Genomic DNA, 15007 nt, shown 5'->3' with positions numbered 1-15007 from the left:
TGATAGAAAATATTACAAAATTTTACGATTTGTTTTTTCCATCTTGACTAAAAAACCCTTAAAATGGCAAAACTAGTGAAAAACGTTATGGAGAGCGACTTGTCGCAATCAATAGTAGAAATCAAGGATGTAACCTTTTCACGGGGCGATAGAATCATATATAAAAATATGAGTTTTAACATTCCGAAAGGCAAGATTACCGCTATCATGGGACCGAGCGGCATTGGTAAAACCACCATGTTACGCTTAATTGGCGGTCAGCTGAAGCCTGACTCTGGTGACATTTTATTTGAAGGCAAAAGCATTCCTAGCATGACTCGCAAGGAACTTTACGCCGCCCGTACCAAAATGAGCATGCTGTTCCAAAGCGGCGCTTTATTTACCGATATGTCAGTGTTTGACAATATCGCCTTTCCTTTGCGCGAACATACTCAGCTTAGCGAAGATTTAATCCGCCTTGTTGTTTTAATGAAATTACAAGCTGTTGGCCTGCGTGGTGCACAAGATTTAATGCCGTCTGAGCTTTCAGGTGGTATGGCTCGTCGTGCTGCTTTAGCGCGTTCAATTGCCCTTGATCCAGAACTTATCATGTATGATGAGCCTTTTGCTGGTCAAGATCCTATTTCCATGGGTGTGCTTGTTAAACTTATTAAGTCATTGAATGAGGTGTTAGGTTTGTCATCACTGATCGTAACTCATGATGTAACAGAAGTTATGAGTATTGCCGACCACGTGATCATCATTGCTGATCAAGGAGTGATAGGCGAAGGGTCACCTGAGCAAATGCAAAACCATGAATCTGAGCTTGTGCAACAGTTCTTAAATGGTTTATCGGATGGCCCTGTGCCATTCCATTTCCCAGCTCCTGCGTATGATGATGAATTACTAGGAGTGCATAATGCTTGATCTATTCCAGAAGTTAGGTCACAAAACGCTAGGGCGCTTTGCCGCGCTTGGTCGTTCTACTCAAATGCTGTTTGGTGCACTCGTTAATGTGCCAAACTTTAAAAAAGGCACACCTTTACTTGTTCGCCAATTATATATGGTGGGCTCGCAATCTCTTTTGATCATCATGGTGTCAGGCCTATTTATCGGTATGGTGCTCGCTCTGCAAGGTTACACCGTATTAGTAGGCTATGGTGCTGAAGATAGCTTAGGACCCTTAGTGGCATTGAGCTTATTACGTGAGTTAGGCCCTGTAGTAACAGCATTACTGTTTGCTGGTCGCGCGGGTAGTGCGCTTACTGCTGAAATTGGGTTAATGAAAGCGACTGAACAATTATCAAGTTTAGAAATGATGGCGATCGATCCACTTAAACGCATTATTGCACCGCGTTTTTGGGCTGGTTTTATCAGTATGCCATTGCTTGCACTAATATTTTCTGCGGTTGCTATTATTGGCGCTCATTTAGTGGGTGTTGATTGGCTTGGTGTTGACTCAGGAAGCTTCTGGTCAATCATGCAAGCGCAAGTGTCGTTTCAACAAGATATTGTGAACGGCATGATTAAGAGTTTTGTATTCGCCATGATTGTGACTTGGATTGCACTTTACAAAGGCTATGACTGTGTTCCTACATCTGAGGGGATCAGTAAGGCCACAACAGAAACCGTTGTGCACTCGTCATTGGCAGTATTAGGTTTTGACTTTATTTTAACAGCGGTAATGTTTACCAGCTAATTAGGGTATTAAGATGAATTCACGGAAATTAGAAATATTAGTTGGCTTTTTTGTAGCCCTTGGTATCGCTGCATTTGCATTATTAGCATTTAAAGTTGCGAATGCTGGCATTAGTGGGAGTGGTGAAACTTACCAACTTAACGCAAAGTTTGAGAATATTGGTTCTTTAAAAGCAAGAGCGCCTATCAAAGTAGGTGGTGTGGTTGTTGGTCGAGTTGAATCTATTTTTATCCATCCAAAAGAGTTTGTGCCGGTGGTTAATATGGCGATTGATGCTAATTACTTATGTAAGTTTTCAGACACCACATCAATCTCTATTTTAACGTCAGGTATTTTAGGTGAACAGTATTTAGGTATTAACCCTGTTATTGCCCCAGAATCTGCTGAGCAGCGTTGTATGGGCAATGAAGTGACAGTTAATGAACAAGATGCTGGCTTAGATGAGCTGTTTGGTGTTGAAAGTAAGGCTCTTGCCAATGGTGACTACATTACCGACACAAAATCAGCATTAGTTTTAGAAGAATTGATAGGTCAGTTCTTATTCAACCAAGGAAGTGAATAATTATGTTTAAGAAGTTTTTAGTATGTTTGGGCATGCTGTTGACGTTAAATGTCAATGCAGCTGATGCAAATATTGATTTAAAAGATCCTTATAAAATGGTGCGTAAAGTATCTGATCATACGTTTGCGCGTATTTCTAAAGATCAGCCTCTAATTGCGAAAGATAAAGAGCATTTACGCGTTATCGTTGAAGAAGAGCTGATGCCTTACATAGACTACAAATATGCTGCACTGCGCGTATTAGGTAATCATGTATCAAAGGTGCGCGCTATCGAAGATAAAGAAGAAAAAGCGAAAGCAATTAAAGAGTTGCAGCGCTTTATTGATGTATTTCAAAAATATTTAATCGCCACTTACGCTGGCGTGTTTACACAGTACACTAATCAAAGCGTTGAGTTCGCACCTGCGCAGCCTTTCAAAGGCCAAGATGTCGTAGTAGTGAAAACAAAAATTGTTGAGCCGGGTAAGCCAGATATTAAAATCGATTTTAAGGTACGCGAGGATCGTGATGGTGATTGGCGAGCCTATGACATGATTGCGGAAGGTATTAGCTTATTAGATGCTAAACAAAGTGAATTACAAGGTATTTTACGCCAACAAGGTATAGAATATGTGAGTGATTTATTGGAGCAGAAGAGCCAGTTGCCAGTTCAGTTCAGAGGTGAAGGTGGCAATGAGTAAAGTCGAGATTACTCAACTTGAAGAGAACCAGTTTCGAGTCAGTGGCGAACTGACTCGAAATTCAATTGGTCGTGAACGGCTTCTGAACGTTAAGCCAGATACTAAGCATAAAACATGGTATTTTGACCTTTCTGGGCTTTCTAGGGTTGACACGGCGGGCTTAGCTTGGTTAATTCACTCTTTCGCAGAATTAAAGCAGCAAGGCATTCACCTTGAACTGCAAAATAGCCCTGAGCAATTGCAAAACTTAATGCAGTTGGGTCAGGTCACAAACTTATTTGAGTGAGATTTATGGAAACGAGCCAAGTCGAAACGTTATTACGCGACGAATTAAAACTAGATGAAGTGATTGTTAAAGCAAATGGTAGCCACTACGAAGTGATTGCTGTTGGTGAGTGTTTTGATGGTTTATCTCGCGTGAAGAAGCAACAGTTGGTTTATGCTCCGTTAATGTCAACAATCTCAGACGGTACAATCCACGCTGTATCTATCAAAGCGTTCACACCGACTGAATGGAAACGCGAACAAAAATTTATTTTACCTCAATAGTCGCAGGGCCTCCTAATGGATCAATTTGTTATTCAAGGTGGCACCTCGCTGGCAGGTGAAGTCACTATTTCTGGCGCTAAAAATGCCGCTCTTCCAATTCTTTTTGCTGCGCTTTTAGGGCAGGGCAAAAGTACCTTTAGTAATGTTCCTCGTTTACGCGATATCGGCACCACAGAAGCCTTGTTAAAAACGCTGGGTGCAAATGTCGAATGGCAGCAAGACAAACTAATCATTGATGGTGCGACGGTTGATAAAACGCTTGCACCGTACGAGCTGGTAAAGCAAATGCGTGCCTCTGTGCTTGCATTAGGCCCTTTAGTTGCCCGTTTTGGCCAAGCGCAAGTATCACTGCCAGGTGGTTGTGCGATTGGTGCCCGCCCAGTTGATATCCATATTCAAGGCCTCGAGCGCATGGGCGCTATCATCAAGGTTGAAAATGGTTACATCAACGCTAAGGTTGATGGTCGCTTAAAAGGTGCTGAAATCTTTATGGAGATGGTCAGTGTTGGCGCAACAGAAAACTTACTAATGGCAGCAACGCTGGCTGATGGTAAAACTGTACTTGAAAATGCCGCTCGCGAACCTGAAATTACCGATCTTGCTAATTGCTTAATTGCGATGGGTGCGAAGATCAGCGGTGCAGGCACTAGCCGTATCGAAATTGAAGGGGTTGAGTCACTATCGGGTTGTGAGTACAGCATTCTTCCTGATCGCATTGAAACAGGTACCTTCTTGGTTGCGGCGGCAATGGCTGGCGGTGAAGTGCTTTGTAAAAATACAGACCACCATAGTCTTGATCCTGTGATTGAAAAACTACGCGCTACCAATGCCTTGGTTGAAGTCACTGATAACAGCATTTATCTTGATATGCGTGGCCGCGAATTAAAAGCAGTTAATATTAAGACTATGCCACACCCGGGTTTCCCTACCGATATGCAAGCGCAGTTTACAGCTTTAAATGTGGTAGCGAAAGGCAGTGCAACCATCACAGAAACGATTTTTGAAAACCGTTTTATGCACGTACCAGAGTTACAGCGTATGGGCGCAAACATTCGCTTAGAAGGTAATACGGCAATTTGTGGGGATACAGAAAGCCTATCAGGCGCGCAAGTGATGGCAACTGATTTACGTGCTTCAGCGAGCCTTATTTTGACAGGGATCGTTGCTCAAGGTGAGACTATTGTTGACCGCATCTATCACGTAGACCGTGGTTATCAACGCATTGAAGATAAGCTGAGTGCGCTAGGTGCTAATATCAAGCGCCGTTCAAGCTAATCGCTAAGACTTCCAAAAAAGGCCTAACAAGTGTTAGGCCTTTTTTGTATCTGTATTACCTAAGTAACTACTGCTCGTCTTCGAGTTCTGCAACAGTCACCATTACTTTTAAGATTTTGCCATTGCGATATACTTCAAACTCAAGTTCTTTTCCTGGCTCTGTATTGGCCAGTTTCTCGAGCACTTGTTGTGGGTTTGCTACTGCAATACCGCCAATTTTAACTACAATATCTGTTTCTCTAATACCTGCTTTCCAGGCTGGGCCAAATGGATCAAGTTGAGAAATACGCATACCTGCAACAGGCGTAAAGTTATCGCTAACATCTTTACCTGTACTATCAATGCCGGTGCCACTAAAGCCTAAATAGCCACGTACGACACGGCCATGCTTTATTAGTTTATCCATCACATCTTTGGCAATCGAGTAAGGCACCGCAAAGAAAATACCCTGAATATCGAGATTTTCATGAGTTTTAAATTGTGCCGAGGTAATACCGACTAAGTCACCTCTTGAATTGACTAACGCGCCACCTGAGTTGCCCACGTTAATCGCAGCATCCATCTGTAATAGGCTGCTGTAAGGGCTATCGATTAAGTTTTGTTTACCCGTCGCACTGATAATACCTTGGGTAATGGTTTGACCTAAGTTAAGCGGGTTACCTATCGCTAAAACAACATCACCTACACGTGGTTTAAATTTATCGTTCACTGGAATCTTTGGTAAATGCTCAGCGCTGATCTTTAACAGTGCTAAATCTGTTTGAGTATCAAAACCAATCACTTGTACATCATAAAAACGACGGCCATCAGCGAGTGTAACGATAATGAGATCGGCATTTTTGATTACATGGTAGTTAGTCAAGATATAGCCGTCTTGGGTCATGATCACACCAGAGCCAAGAGCTTGAACGGTGTTTTGACGTTTATAGCGCGGTTGATTGGAAATGCTTTCTGAAAAAATAGTAACAACCGACGGCGCTGCTTTTTGTACTGCATCAGCAAAGCTCATATGTTCAGAGGATATCGCTGCAGGTAAATTCATATCTGGTAACAGTGTGCTACGAAGGCTTGGGCTAAATAAAACCACTAAAAAGGCAATGCCTAAACCAGTGAAAAGCGGTGGAAGGATAAATTTTAAAAGTTTCAGCACAGTATTCTTATTATCAGTGAGCAATCCCTTAATGATGGCACAAAAAAAATAACAGCGGCAAGCACCGCTGTTATTTTTTCATGATTTATCAACTAGGTTTACTGAATAAGTACGAAAATAAGCTCTCTACCTCGTTTAACACCTAGTACGATGTTACCTTTGGTATTTTCGATGATCTTATTCATGTCGCGGATTGTTTCAACGCGTTGACGGTTCACTTGCATGATCACATCACCTTCTTCAAGGCCGACACGAGCAGCTGGAGAACGCGCTTGTACGCCGGTTACTTCAACACCCTTACCATCACTCTTCTGGGTATTTTCTAATGTCGCTCCTTGGAAAGCTGGGTGCGTTTCTTCGCCAGCAGCAGTCGTTGCTGATGCACCATCTAATGTGACATTAACGGTTTTGATTTTGCCATCTCGGTAAATGCCCAGTTTTACTTTTTTGCCTTCGCCAAGGGTAGCAATTTTACTGCGTAATTCATGGAAACCACTAATTTCAGTACCATCAACGCTAATGATTACATCACCCGCTTTGATACCCGCTTTACTTGCTGCTGTATCATCCATTACTTGCATAACGTAAGCGCCTTGTTTTACGTCTAGCTGTTGTGCTTTAGCGAGGCCTGCATCAAGTGGTCGACCTGAAATACCCAGCGAGCCACGACGCACTTCACCGTGCTCGATGATCTGGTCAACAAGGTTTTTCATCATGGTAGATGGAATGGCAAAACCAATCCCCACATTACCACCTGATGCACCTAAGATAGCAGTGTTGATACCAATCAGTTCACCATTAAGGTTCACTAACGCGCCGCCTGAGTTGCCTTGGTTGATAGCTGCATCGGTTTGAATAAAGTCTTCATAGCCCTCTATATTTAAACCGCTACGGCCAAGGGCACTGACGATACCTGATGTTACTGTGTGACTTAGACCAAATGGATTACCAATGGCAACTGCGAAGTCTCCTACACGTAACTGATCTGAATCGGCAATTTTAAGCGCTGTTAAGTCTTCAGCATCAATTTGCAGCAAGGCAATATCTGACTCTTTATCACTACCAATTTTGGTCGCGTCATATTCGCGGCCATCTTCTAAGGTCACCACCATTTTTTCGGCATCTTCGATAACATGGTTATTAGTAACCACGTACCCTTCGTCTGCATCAATGATCACACCTGAGCCTAGGCCACTAAATTCACGCTTTTGACTGCCACCACGAGGAACACCAAAAAAGTCATCAAATGGAGTCGCACGGCGGCGAACTTCTTTGGAGCCTGATACTTGAATGCTCACCACGCCCGGTGTGATTTGCTCAAGCATAGGTGCGAGGGTTGGCAATTGTTGACCATTTACAGCAACAGGAAGTTTTGCCATTGAAATTGCAGGGCTTAATAATAAGCTAGAAGATAAAATAGCAGCACTGATAACAGATAATTTCATTTTCATAGTCTGGGTTTACTCCACTTCAGAGATAAAGCAAAAACTAAAAAGGGCTGCATAAGCAGCCCTTTTCTTGGTTTAGATATAAAGCTGTTATATCTAATGACTATGGGGTCAAAAAAAAGTTCATCAAGAGGCTTTAGAATGTTCTGAAACTTTCTCTGAGCCAGTGAACAAGCCCGTTTCACCAACAACATAGTCAGCAGGCTGAGCTTCAGCACTTGAACGATCGCCTCTGCGGTCTTGTAATGAGTTTTGTAATTGCTCAGTTGTTTCTTTAGAAAAGAACGGCTCATTTGGGTGCTGTTTTTTATCAGCAAGTAGCAGTTTATTTGTTTCTTCTACATGGTTCAGTAGCTGGTCGTAGTTATCTTTCATTTTAGATACTAGCTTACCTGTGCTCGCTAGATGATCAGCTACATCTTGACGATATTGTTCAAGTGCATTGTTAGCTTGCTCGACTTGTTGTTCTAGTTCGTCTTGCTTAAATTGTTTTTTGGTTACAAAAGCACCAATGAAGAATGCTGAAATTGCAACGATGATTAGAATACCTATCCAGGTAATTGTGCCCATAAATCTACCCCTTTGGGAAAAAATAACAAAAACAAATGCTTTAAAAGCATTTATAGTCCAATCATTATTAAAATATGCTTAATTTGATTGTGAAATCATACTGCGGGCTAATATACCCTGAGATACGATGCGTGTTAATATACTGTGCAAATTTAACTGTGTTTTATTGTAACGACCTATGACTCCTTGGCAGAAATACCAACAAGATTTACAACGTGAAGACTTTGTACATGATGCAGCGCAAGAAAATGCAGTGCGCCATTTGCAAAGACTCTATGATGACCTAACGGCAGACAAACCGGCCGCGAAGGGGTGGTTTGCCAAACTATTCTCTAAAGATAGCACGCCAAGTATAAAAGGGCTGTATTTTTGGGGCGGAGTAGGTAGAGGTAAGACCTATTTAGTTGATACGTTCTACGAAGCTTTACCTACTGATCGTAAGATGCGTGTGCACTTTCACCGTTTTATGCATCGCGTGCATGATGAGCTGAAAAAGTTAAAAAATACCAGTAATCCATTAAATGTGGTTGCAGATATCTTTAAATCAGAAACAGATATTATCTGTTTTGATGAATTTTTTGTGCAAGATATCACTGATGCAATGCTGCTAGGTGGTTTGATGGAAGCCTTATTTGAGCGCGGCATTGTGCTGGTAGCTACGTCAAACATCGTGCCTGATGAGCTGTATCGAAACGGTTTGCAGCGTGCACGTTTCTTACCAGCAATTGAGTTGGTAAAAGCCAACACCGAAATCGTAAATGTAGACTCGGGGGTTGATTATCGCTTACGTACCCTTGAGCAAGCCGAAATTTTCCATAGTCCGCTTGATAAGCAAGCTGATGATAATTTATTTGAATACTTCGATAAGTTGTCACCTGAGCCGGGTGTGCTCGATAAAGAAATTGAAATTGAAGGGCGGATGATCAAAACCCGTAAAGTGTCTGACTGTATTGCTATGTTTGAGTTTAGTGAACTATGCGAAACAGCCCGCAGCCAAGTTGATTACATGGAAATAAGCCGACTTTATAACACGGTGATTTTGTCGAACGTAAAAGCTCTTGGGCAAGCCAATGATGATGCCGCACGTCGTTTTATCGCGTTAGTGGATGAATTCTACGAGCGTCATGTTACGCTGATTATCTCTGCTGAAAAGCCAATAACCGAGCTATATAGCGAAGGTAACTTAAATTTTGAATTTAAGCGCTGTATTAGCCGACTACAAGAAATGCAATCGTTAGAGTATTTAGCAAAAGAGCATCTAGCTTAGTGAGCTGTCAGCTTTCAGCCGTCAGTTTTTAGCTGATCGAGATAGTGGTTTAGTTATTTGTGTTAATGAACTGAAGTAGCTTTACATTCATTTTTCGATTTTTAAGCTTTTGATAGCTGATAGCTGATAGCTGATAGCTGATAGCTGATAGCTGATAGCTGATAGCTGATAGCTGATAGCTGATAGCTGATAGCTGATAGCTGATAGCTGATAGCTGATAGCTGATTGATCTGACTCCATAAAAGTAGACACCTTTTTGGAGTCAGTAATCATGAAAGTAAAGTCACAGCGTAGATATTCCCTCGAATTTAAAATAAAAGTCGTTCAAGAGTCGTTAGACACCACAGATACAGTTAAGATGGTCGCTAATAAGTACGGTATTCATCCTGACATGCTATCAAGTTGGAGAAGTCACATGACCTCGAAAAAGAAAACGGCAAAGCCACTAAAGAACCAAGGCCCTGACAAATCATACGCAGATTTAGAACGCCAAATTCGTAAGCTTGAGAAGCAACTCGAAGATGCTCAGTTGGAGAATGACGTTTTAAAAAAGGCGAAGGTCTACTTCGACAGCCTAAAAGAATAAGGTTCGAATATATCCACAAGGTCACAGACGCTAAACGCACAGTGAAGAAGTTGTGCAGTTGGTTATCTGTGTCGCCGGCTGGGTATTATAAATGGTTAAAGCAATTACCTAGCACACGCCATAAAGAGAACAGTTCGTTACTGAAATTTCTAAAGCATGTCAGCGACCAAGAGCACTGCATTCCTGGTTATAGAAAGCTTTGGGAGGCAGCGGTAGCGCATGGCTTTGATTGCAGTAAGGGACGTGTGCAGAGACTATTACAAAGCGTTGGCTATCGTTCAAAATCAGGTAAGAGACGCTATACAAGTCGCGCGAAGAAAGAAGGTACAATTAAAGCGAGTAATTTATTACGACGCCAGTTTAATGTTGATACAGCAAATACCGTGTGGGTATCAGATATCACACAAGTACGCTGTAAAGATGGTTGGCAGTATTTATGCGTCATCCTTGATTTGTATTCTCGTAAGGTTGTTGGCTGGGTAACAAGTCGGATAAACAACGCCGAGTTAGTTATTAAAACACTGAGAAAAGCATGGTCAGCACGCAAACCTGATGGTTCGAACTTGCTCTTTCATTCAGACCAAGGAGCTCAGTATGTCGCAAAGGAAACAGTGAAGTGGTTAACGAATAGAGGTGTCACAGTGAGTATGTCTAGAAAAGGTAACTGCTGGGATAATGCGTGCTCAGAAAGCTTTTTCGCGCAGTATAAAAAGGAGTGGATAAAGAATTTAAATGAACTGAGTCGTAGTGAAATGACAACACAAACGTATTTTTATATTGAAAAATACTACAACTCAGTAAGAAGGCATGGCACCCTAGGGTATAAAAGTCCCATGCAGTACGAACAAGTTAATTAAACCCCGTGTCTACTTTATCGGGGTCAGATCAGATAGCTGATAGCTGATAGCCGATTTTCTCGAATAAAAAACAACCATCATATAGCAATGTGGTTCAAGTGCTGGTATACTCCCGCGTCTGCCACGTTGCGTTCTATTGCCAGATATTAGTTTAGCCTCTAATTGATGGCTCAAAGTCTTAAACTCGAAGGGGTTAAAGCATTCAACTTAGAGCGGTAATTAATAATAATTACCTGTGGTTTTAATTAAAAAACATTGGATTTTAATAAATGAAAACGTTTGTTGCTAAGCCAGAAACAGTAAAACGTGACTGGTACGTAGTTGACGCTGAAGGTAAAACTTTAGGTCGCATCGCTACTGAAATCGCTCGTCGCCTACGCGGTAAGCATAAAGCTGAATACACTCCTCACGTAGATACTGGTGATTACATCATCGTTATCAACGCTGAGAAAGTTACTGTTACTGGTAATAAAGCAAAAGACAAAATGTACCACGCACACACTGGTTTCCCAGGTGGTCTTAAGTCTACTACTTTCGACAAGCTTCAAGCTGCAAAGCCTGAAATGATCATCGAAAAAGCTGTTAAAGGCATGTTGCCACGTGGTCCTTTAGGCCGCGCAATGTACCGTAAACTTAAAGTTTACTCAGGTACTGAGCACAACCATGCTGCACAACAGCCTCAGGTTCTAGACATTTAAGGAGCACTATCATGGCAAATCAATACTACGGTACAGGTCGTCGTAAAAGTTCAAGTGCTCGCGTATTCTTACGCCCAGGCACTGGTAACATCGTAATCAACAAGCGCTCTCTAGAAGAGTACTTCGGTCGTGAGACTGCTCGCATGGTTGTTCGTCAAGCATTAGAGCACGTAGAAATGACTGAAAAGTTTGACCTACACATCACTGTTTCAGGTGGTGGTACAACTGGTCAAGCTGGTGCTATCCGTCACGGTATCACTCGTGCACTTATGGAGTTTGACGAGTCTCTACGTCCTACACTTCGTAAAGCAGGTTTCGTTACACGTGATGCACGTAAAGTTGAGCGTAAGAAAGTGGGTCTTAAGAAAGCACGTAAGCGTCCACAATTCTCAAAACGTTAATATTTACGTTTATCAGAATACCAAAAACCCAGCTCCGGCTGGGTTTTTTGTTTTTGGAGCTGTCAGCTTTCAGACGTCAGTTTTTAGCAGATCGAGAGGGGGTTCCATTATTTATGCTTTTAAACAACAATAGCTTTACATTCATTTCTCGGGTTTTAAGCTTTTGATAGCTGAAGTACAAAAAACTACCTTTTTTCGTTCGATATTTAACCGCTGTTAATAATTAGTGCGTATTACAGTAAAAAAACTTCAAGATTTAGCAAAATTAGCTTAAATCCATCAGTTAATTGATGAAATTTTTTGCTACAATTGGGGGGCAAGTAATGTGAGTGAGTTCAACAACAGCTAATGCAGAATTCTGTTTCCTCTTAGTGAGGTTGATCTTGGTCAGTATATTGTTTTTTTATATGCGTTATCATAACCAGCGGCTTCATACTCGAGCTAACCTAAATTAATAATCTATTAAATAGGGTTTATTCGAGCATGAGACTGTGAATAACCTTGTTTTAATCAAGGGTTTTAATTATGATCGCGTCTATTTTGAAATTTCTAAAAATTAACCTGCTGTAACTGATGTTCTCAATATGGCAAGTGTTGGGAATCATAGTGGAGATAAGTGGATGAGCAATGCGCCTGTAGACAATGGCCGACGTCGCTTTTTAACCATAGCTACCTCTGTTGTTGGTGGTGTTGGTGCGGCTGGGGCTGCTGTTCCTTTTATTGCGTCTTGGAATCCAAGTGAGCGAGCTAAATCTGCGGGTGCGCCTGTAGAAGTAGATATCAGCAAGCTTGAGCCAGGACAATTAATACGTGTTGAGTGGCGAGGAAAACCTGTTTGGGTTATTAATCGTACACCAAGAATGCTTGAACAGATGAAAGAACATGAAGGTCAACTTCGTGATCCTGCGTCTGAAGAGCCTCAACAACCTGAATCATCAACCAATGAATATCGTTCGCAACGTCCTGAGATCTTCGTTGCTGTTGGTATTTGTACGCACTTAGGTTGTTCTCCTAGCTTCCTACAAGGTGGCTTTGGTGAGAAAGTAGAGGGCACAGATGACGGTTTCTTCTGTCCGTGTCACGGTTCTAAATTTGATATGGCTGGTCGTGTATTCCAATCTGTACCTGCACCATTAAATCTAGAAATTCCTCCGTATACCTTCCTTGATGACACGACTATTCTAGTCGGTGAAGAAAAAGGAGTGGCGTAATGTTTGGTAAAATTATTGGTTGGATCGACGATCGTATTCCAATGACACGTGTTTGGAACATGCATATTGCACAGTATCCAGCACCAAAAAACTTTAACTTCTGGTACTTCTTTGGCTCTCTAGCCATGTTAGTACTTGTTAACCAAATCGTAACTGGTATCTGGTTAACAATGAACTTCGTACCATCTGCTGAAGGTGCTTTCGCATCGGTAGAATACATCATGCGTGATGTTGAATACGGTTGGTTACTTCGTTACCTTCACTCAACAGGTGCATCAGCGTTCTTTATCGTTGTATACCTGCACATGTTCCGTGGCATGATCTACGGTTCTTACCAAAAACCACGTGAATTACTGTGGTTATTCGGTATGTTCATCTTCTTAGCGCTTATGGCTGAAGCTTTCATGGGTTACTTACTTCCTTGGGGACAAATGTCTTTCTGGGGTGCACAGGTAATCATTTCACTATTCGGTGCGATTCCGGTTATTGGTGATGATTTAACGCTTTGGATCCGTGGTGACTACGTAATTTCTGGTGCTACGCTTAACCGCTTCTTTGCACTACACGTAATTGCATTACCTTTAGTAATCGTTATCTTAGTATTCTTACACATTGTTGCACTACACGAAGTGGGTTCAAACAACCCAGATGGTGTTGAGATCAAGCGTAAGAAAGGCACTGTAGCTGAAGAAGATAAGCCTAAATTCAAATTCCACGAGTATTACACCAACAAGAAAGACATTGTTGATGCAATCCCGTTCCATCCTTACTACACAGTAAAAGATATTGTAGGTGTGGTTGGTTTCTTAATCTTATTCTGTTGGGTTGTATTCTTTATGCCTGCGATGAATGGTTTCTTCTTAGAAGCGCCAAACTTCGAAGCAGCTAACCCGCTGAAAACACCAGAGCACATTTTCCCAGTTTGGTACTTTACGCCATTCTACGCAATCCTACGTGCAATCCCTAACAAGTTAATGGGTGTTGTGGCGATGGGTGCATCTATCGTAGTGCTTGCGTTACTACCTTGGATTGACCGTGGTTCGGTTCGCTCTATTCGTTATCGTTGTGGCTTACACAAGTTAAACATCGCACAATTCGTGGTAACTTTCGTTATCTTGGGTTGGGTTGGTGCTACACCACAAACTGATTTCAAAACGCTGTTATCACAAATCACGACTGTGACATACTTCATGTTCTTCGTATTGTTATTTGTTTACAGCAAGAATGAGAAAACTAAGCCATTACCAACGAGGTTGACGAAATGATGAAAAAGCTAATTATCGGTTTATTCGCATTGTTGCCATCGTTGACAATGGCAGCAGGTCCTTCGGTTCCTTTAATGGATGCGAACATTGACCTTAAAGATAACGCATCTTTACAGCGCGGTGCTAAATTGTTCATGAACTACTGTCTTGGTTGTCACCAAATGCAGTATCAACGTTATGAGCGTACGTTCCGCGATATCGGTATTCCTACTGAGATTGGTCAAGAGCAACTAATTTTTGATGGCTCAAAAGTAGGTAGCCACATCAAAAATGCGATTGATAAAGATGACGCAGCTAAATGGTTTGGCGCAGCGCCACCGGATCTTACGCTTGTAGCGCGAGTTCGTGGTACTGACTGGATCTATACTTACCTGAAGTCATTCTATAAAGATGAATCTCGTCCGTTTGGCGTAAACAACGTTGTTTTCCCATCGGTAGGTATGCCACACGTTCTTCAAGAACTACAAGGCTTACCAACACCAATCACTGAAGAAGTGGAAGAACATGGTCACACAGTGACTAAAGTTGTTGGCGTTGAGACAGATGGTTCTGGTGAAATGAGTGTTGACGAGTACGATCGTGCTGCTCGTGACTTAACTAACTTCTTAGCTTACGTTGGCGAGCCGTCACGTTTAGAGTCAGAAGCGTTAGGTCTAAAGGTAATTGGTTTCCTAGTGATTCTATTTATCTTGGCATTCATGCTGAAGAAAGAATACTGGAGAGATGTTCACTAATCCTGGGCATTTTGAAAGGTAGTTTTGTGATAGGGGCTTAAGCCCCTATTGCTGTTTTTGTAATATAATGGAGGTA

18 protein-coding genes are annotated in these 15007 nt (G+C 41.9%); 14 read left to right on the top strand and 4 right to left on the bottom strand.

The features are described from left to right. Positions 1–87 precede the first annotated feature (87 nt). Genes IMPJCBKJ_RS07255 through murA form a run of 7 tightly spaced genes read left to right on the top strand, consistent with a single transcriptional unit; the run spans position 88 to position 4744 of the window. Positions 88–906 (top strand): ATP-binding cassette domain-containing protein, encoded by an 819-nt coding sequence (locus IMPJCBKJ_RS07255; protein ID WP_082389312.1) that lies wholly within the window; start codon positions 88–90, stop codon positions 904–906. Then, on the top strand, positions 899–1678 hold the full coding sequence (mlaE, locus tag IMPJCBKJ_RS07250) for a lipid asymmetry maintenance ABC transporter permease subunit MlaE (protein ID WP_054554167.1): 780 nt from the start codon (positions 899–901) through the stop codon (positions 1676–1678). Before IMPJCBKJ_RS07255 ends, mlaE begins: the two co-directional genes overlap by 8 nt. Positions 1679–1691: 13 nt before the next feature. Continuing rightward, positions 1692–2240: an outer membrane lipid asymmetry maintenance protein MlaD gene (mlaD, locus tag IMPJCBKJ_RS07245; RefSeq protein WP_054554168.1), complete on the top strand. Its 549-nt coding sequence runs from the start codon at positions 1692–1694 to the stop codon at positions 2238–2240. A gap of 2 nt (positions 2241–2242) precedes the next feature. Continuing rightward, positions 2243–2920: an ABC transporter substrate-binding protein gene (locus IMPJCBKJ_RS07240; protein ID WP_054554169.1), complete on the top strand. Its 678-nt coding sequence runs from the start codon at positions 2243–2245 to the stop codon at positions 2918–2920. After that, complete coding sequence (locus IMPJCBKJ_RS07235; protein ID WP_054554170.1) at positions 2913–3206, top strand: STAS domain-containing protein; 294 nt, start codon at positions 2913–2915, stop codon at positions 3204–3206. Before IMPJCBKJ_RS07240 ends, IMPJCBKJ_RS07235 begins: the two co-directional genes overlap by 8 nt. Before the next feature lie 5 nt (positions 3207–3211). Then, positions 3212–3469: a BolA family protein gene (locus tag IMPJCBKJ_RS07230; RefSeq protein WP_054554171.1), complete on the top strand. Its 258-nt coding sequence runs from the start codon at positions 3212–3214 to the stop codon at positions 3467–3469. A gap of 15 nt (positions 3470–3484) precedes the next feature. Then, positions 3485–4744, top strand: coding sequence for a UDP-N-acetylglucosamine 1-carboxyvinyltransferase (gene murA / locus IMPJCBKJ_RS07225; protein WP_138602006.1), 1260 nt, complete (start codon positions 3485–3487; stop codon positions 4742–4744). A 67-nt stretch (positions 4745–4811) separates the two neighbouring features. On the opposite strand, the gene IMPJCBKJ_RS07220 is transcribed toward murA, so the two are convergent. The 3 genes from IMPJCBKJ_RS07220 to IMPJCBKJ_RS07210 all read right to left on the bottom strand — a co-directional run bounded on the left by IMPJCBKJ_RS07220 (position 4812) and on the right by IMPJCBKJ_RS07210 (position 7912). Beyond that, positions 4812–5894 (bottom strand): trypsin-like peptidase domain-containing protein, encoded by a 1083-nt coding sequence (locus tag IMPJCBKJ_RS07220; protein ID WP_166339581.1) that lies wholly within the window; start codon positions 5892–5894, stop codon positions 4812–4814. Positions 5895–5992: 98 nt separating this feature from the next. Then, positions 5993–7345 carry a Do family serine endopeptidase gene (locus tag IMPJCBKJ_RS07215; RefSeq protein WP_138602010.1) on the bottom strand — a complete coding sequence of 451 codons (1353 nt, stop codon included), beginning with the start codon at positions 7343–7345 and terminating at the stop codon, positions 5993–5995. A 123-nt stretch (positions 7346–7468) separates the two neighbouring features. Further along, positions 7469–7912: a YhcB family protein gene (locus tag IMPJCBKJ_RS07210; protein ID WP_055020791.1), complete on the bottom strand. Its 444-nt coding sequence runs from the start codon at positions 7910–7912 to the stop codon at positions 7469–7471. A 178-nt stretch (positions 7913–8090) separates the two neighbouring features. On the opposite strand from IMPJCBKJ_RS07210, the gene zapE reads away from it, so the two are divergent. Beyond that, positions 8091–9179, top strand: a complete 1089-nt coding sequence (gene zapE / locus IMPJCBKJ_RS07205) for a cell division protein ZapE (protein WP_054554176.1) — start codon at positions 8091–8093, stop codon at positions 9177–9179. Between the two features lie 87 nt (positions 9180–9266). Here zapE and IMPJCBKJ_RS07200 read toward each other — a convergent pair whose 3' ends face one another. After that, positions 9267–9419: a hypothetical protein gene (locus IMPJCBKJ_RS07200; RefSeq protein ID WP_166339579.1), complete on the bottom strand. Its 153-nt coding sequence runs from the start codon at positions 9417–9419 to the stop codon at positions 9267–9269. Between the two features lie 31 nt (positions 9420–9450). Here IMPJCBKJ_RS07200 and IMPJCBKJ_RS07195 point away from each other — a divergent pair. The 6 genes from IMPJCBKJ_RS07195 (at position 9451) to IMPJCBKJ_RS07170 (ending at position 14931) form a co-directional block, all read left to right on the top strand. Further along, positions 9451–10622 (top strand): IS3 family transposase gene (locus IMPJCBKJ_RS07195; protein ID WP_166339577.1). Its coding sequence is split into 2 segments (ribosomal slippage): positions 9451–9724 and positions 9724–10622, totalling 1173 coding nucleotides; the frame shifts between segments, so codons are not numbered across the junction. 269 nt (positions 10623–10891) lie between these two features. Continuing rightward, on the top strand, positions 10892–11320 hold the full coding sequence (gene rplM, locus IMPJCBKJ_RS07190) for a 50S ribosomal protein L13 (protein ID WP_054554177.1): 429 nt from the start codon (positions 10892–10894) through the stop codon (positions 11318–11320). An 8-nt stretch (positions 11321–11328) separates the two neighbouring features. Continuing rightward, positions 11329–11721: a 30S ribosomal protein S9 gene (rpsI, locus tag IMPJCBKJ_RS07185; RefSeq protein WP_095209788.1), complete on the top strand. Its 393-nt coding sequence runs from the start codon at positions 11329–11331 to the stop codon at positions 11719–11721. Positions 11722–12341: 620 nt separating this feature from the next. Beyond that, positions 12342–12932, top strand: coding sequence for a ubiquinol-cytochrome c reductase iron-sulfur subunit (gene petA / locus IMPJCBKJ_RS07180; RefSeq protein WP_054554178.1), 591 nt, complete (start codon positions 12342–12344; stop codon positions 12930–12932). After that, the gene (locus tag IMPJCBKJ_RS07175; protein ID WP_054554179.1) at positions 12932–14197 is read left to right on the top strand and encodes a cytochrome b N-terminal domain-containing protein; all 1266 of its coding nucleotides are present in this window, start codon (positions 12932–12934) and stop codon (positions 14195–14197) included. Before petA ends, IMPJCBKJ_RS07175 begins: the two co-directional genes overlap by 1 nt. Continuing rightward, positions 14194–14931, top strand: a complete 738-nt coding sequence (locus IMPJCBKJ_RS07170; RefSeq protein ID WP_054554180.1) for a cytochrome c1 — start codon at positions 14194–14196, stop codon at positions 14929–14931. Before IMPJCBKJ_RS07175 ends, IMPJCBKJ_RS07170 begins: the two co-directional genes overlap by 4 nt. Positions 14932–15007: the final 76 nt, after the last annotated feature.

The sequence above is a fragment of the Pseudoalteromonas sp. MB47 genome (assembly GCF_011319765.1).
Classification (GTDB): Bacteria; Pseudomonadota; Gammaproteobacteria; order Enterobacterales; family Alteromonadaceae; genus Pseudoalteromonas; species Pseudoalteromonas simplex.
This window is presented reverse-complemented; position numbering and strand designations above follow the sequence as displayed.

Bases quoted from the DNA above. Each gene is read 5' to 3' on its own strand.
- IMPJCBKJ_RS07255 (WP_082389312.1), top strand. From the start codon at position 88: ATGGAGAGCGACTTGTCGCAATCAATAGTAGAAATCAAGGATGTAACC.
- mlaE (WP_054554167.1), top strand. From the start codon at position 899: ATGCTTGATCTATTCCAGAAGTTAGGTCACAAAACGCTAGGGCGCTTT.
- mlaD (WP_054554168.1), top strand. From the start codon at position 1,692: ATGAATTCACGGAAATTAGAAATATTAGTTGGCTTTTTTGTAGCCCTT.
- IMPJCBKJ_RS07240 (WP_054554169.1), top strand. From the start codon at position 2,243: ATGTTTAAGAAGTTTTTAGTATGTTTGGGCATGCTGTTGACGTTAAAT.
- IMPJCBKJ_RS07235 (WP_054554170.1), top strand. From the start codon at position 2,913: ATGAGTAAAGTCGAGATTACTCAACTTGAAGAGAACCAGTTTCGAGTC.
- IMPJCBKJ_RS07230 (WP_054554171.1), top strand. From the start codon at position 3,212: ATGGAAACGAGCCAAGTCGAAACGTTATTACGCGACGAATTAAAACTA.
- murA (WP_138602006.1), top strand. From the start codon at position 3,485: ATGGATCAATTTGTTATTCAAGGTGGCACCTCGCTGGCAGGTGAAGTC.
- IMPJCBKJ_RS07215 (WP_138602010.1), bottom strand. From the start codon at position 7,345: ATGAAAATGAAATTATCTGTTATCAGTGCTGCTATTTTATCTTCTAGC.
- IMPJCBKJ_RS07210 (WP_055020791.1), bottom strand. From the start codon at position 7,912: ATGGGCACAATTACCTGGATAGGTATTCTAATCATCGTTGCAATTTCA.
- zapE (WP_054554176.1), top strand. From the start codon at position 8,091: ATGACTCCTTGGCAGAAATACCAACAAGATTTACAACGTGAAGACTTT.
- IMPJCBKJ_RS07200 (WP_166339579.1), bottom strand. From the start codon at position 9,419: ATGGAGTCAGATCAATCAGCTATCAGCTATCAGCTATCAGCTATCAGC.
- rplM (WP_054554177.1), top strand. From the start codon at position 10,892: ATGAAAACGTTTGTTGCTAAGCCAGAAACAGTAAAACGTGACTGGTAC.
- petA (WP_054554178.1), top strand. From the start codon at position 12,342: ATGAGCAATGCGCCTGTAGACAATGGCCGACGTCGCTTTTTAACCATA.
- IMPJCBKJ_RS07175 (WP_054554179.1), top strand. From the start codon at position 12,932: ATGTTTGGTAAAATTATTGGTTGGATCGACGATCGTATTCCAATGACA.
- IMPJCBKJ_RS07170 (WP_054554180.1), top strand. From the start codon at position 14,194: ATGATGAAAAAGCTAATTATCGGTTTATTCGCATTGTTGCCATCGTTG.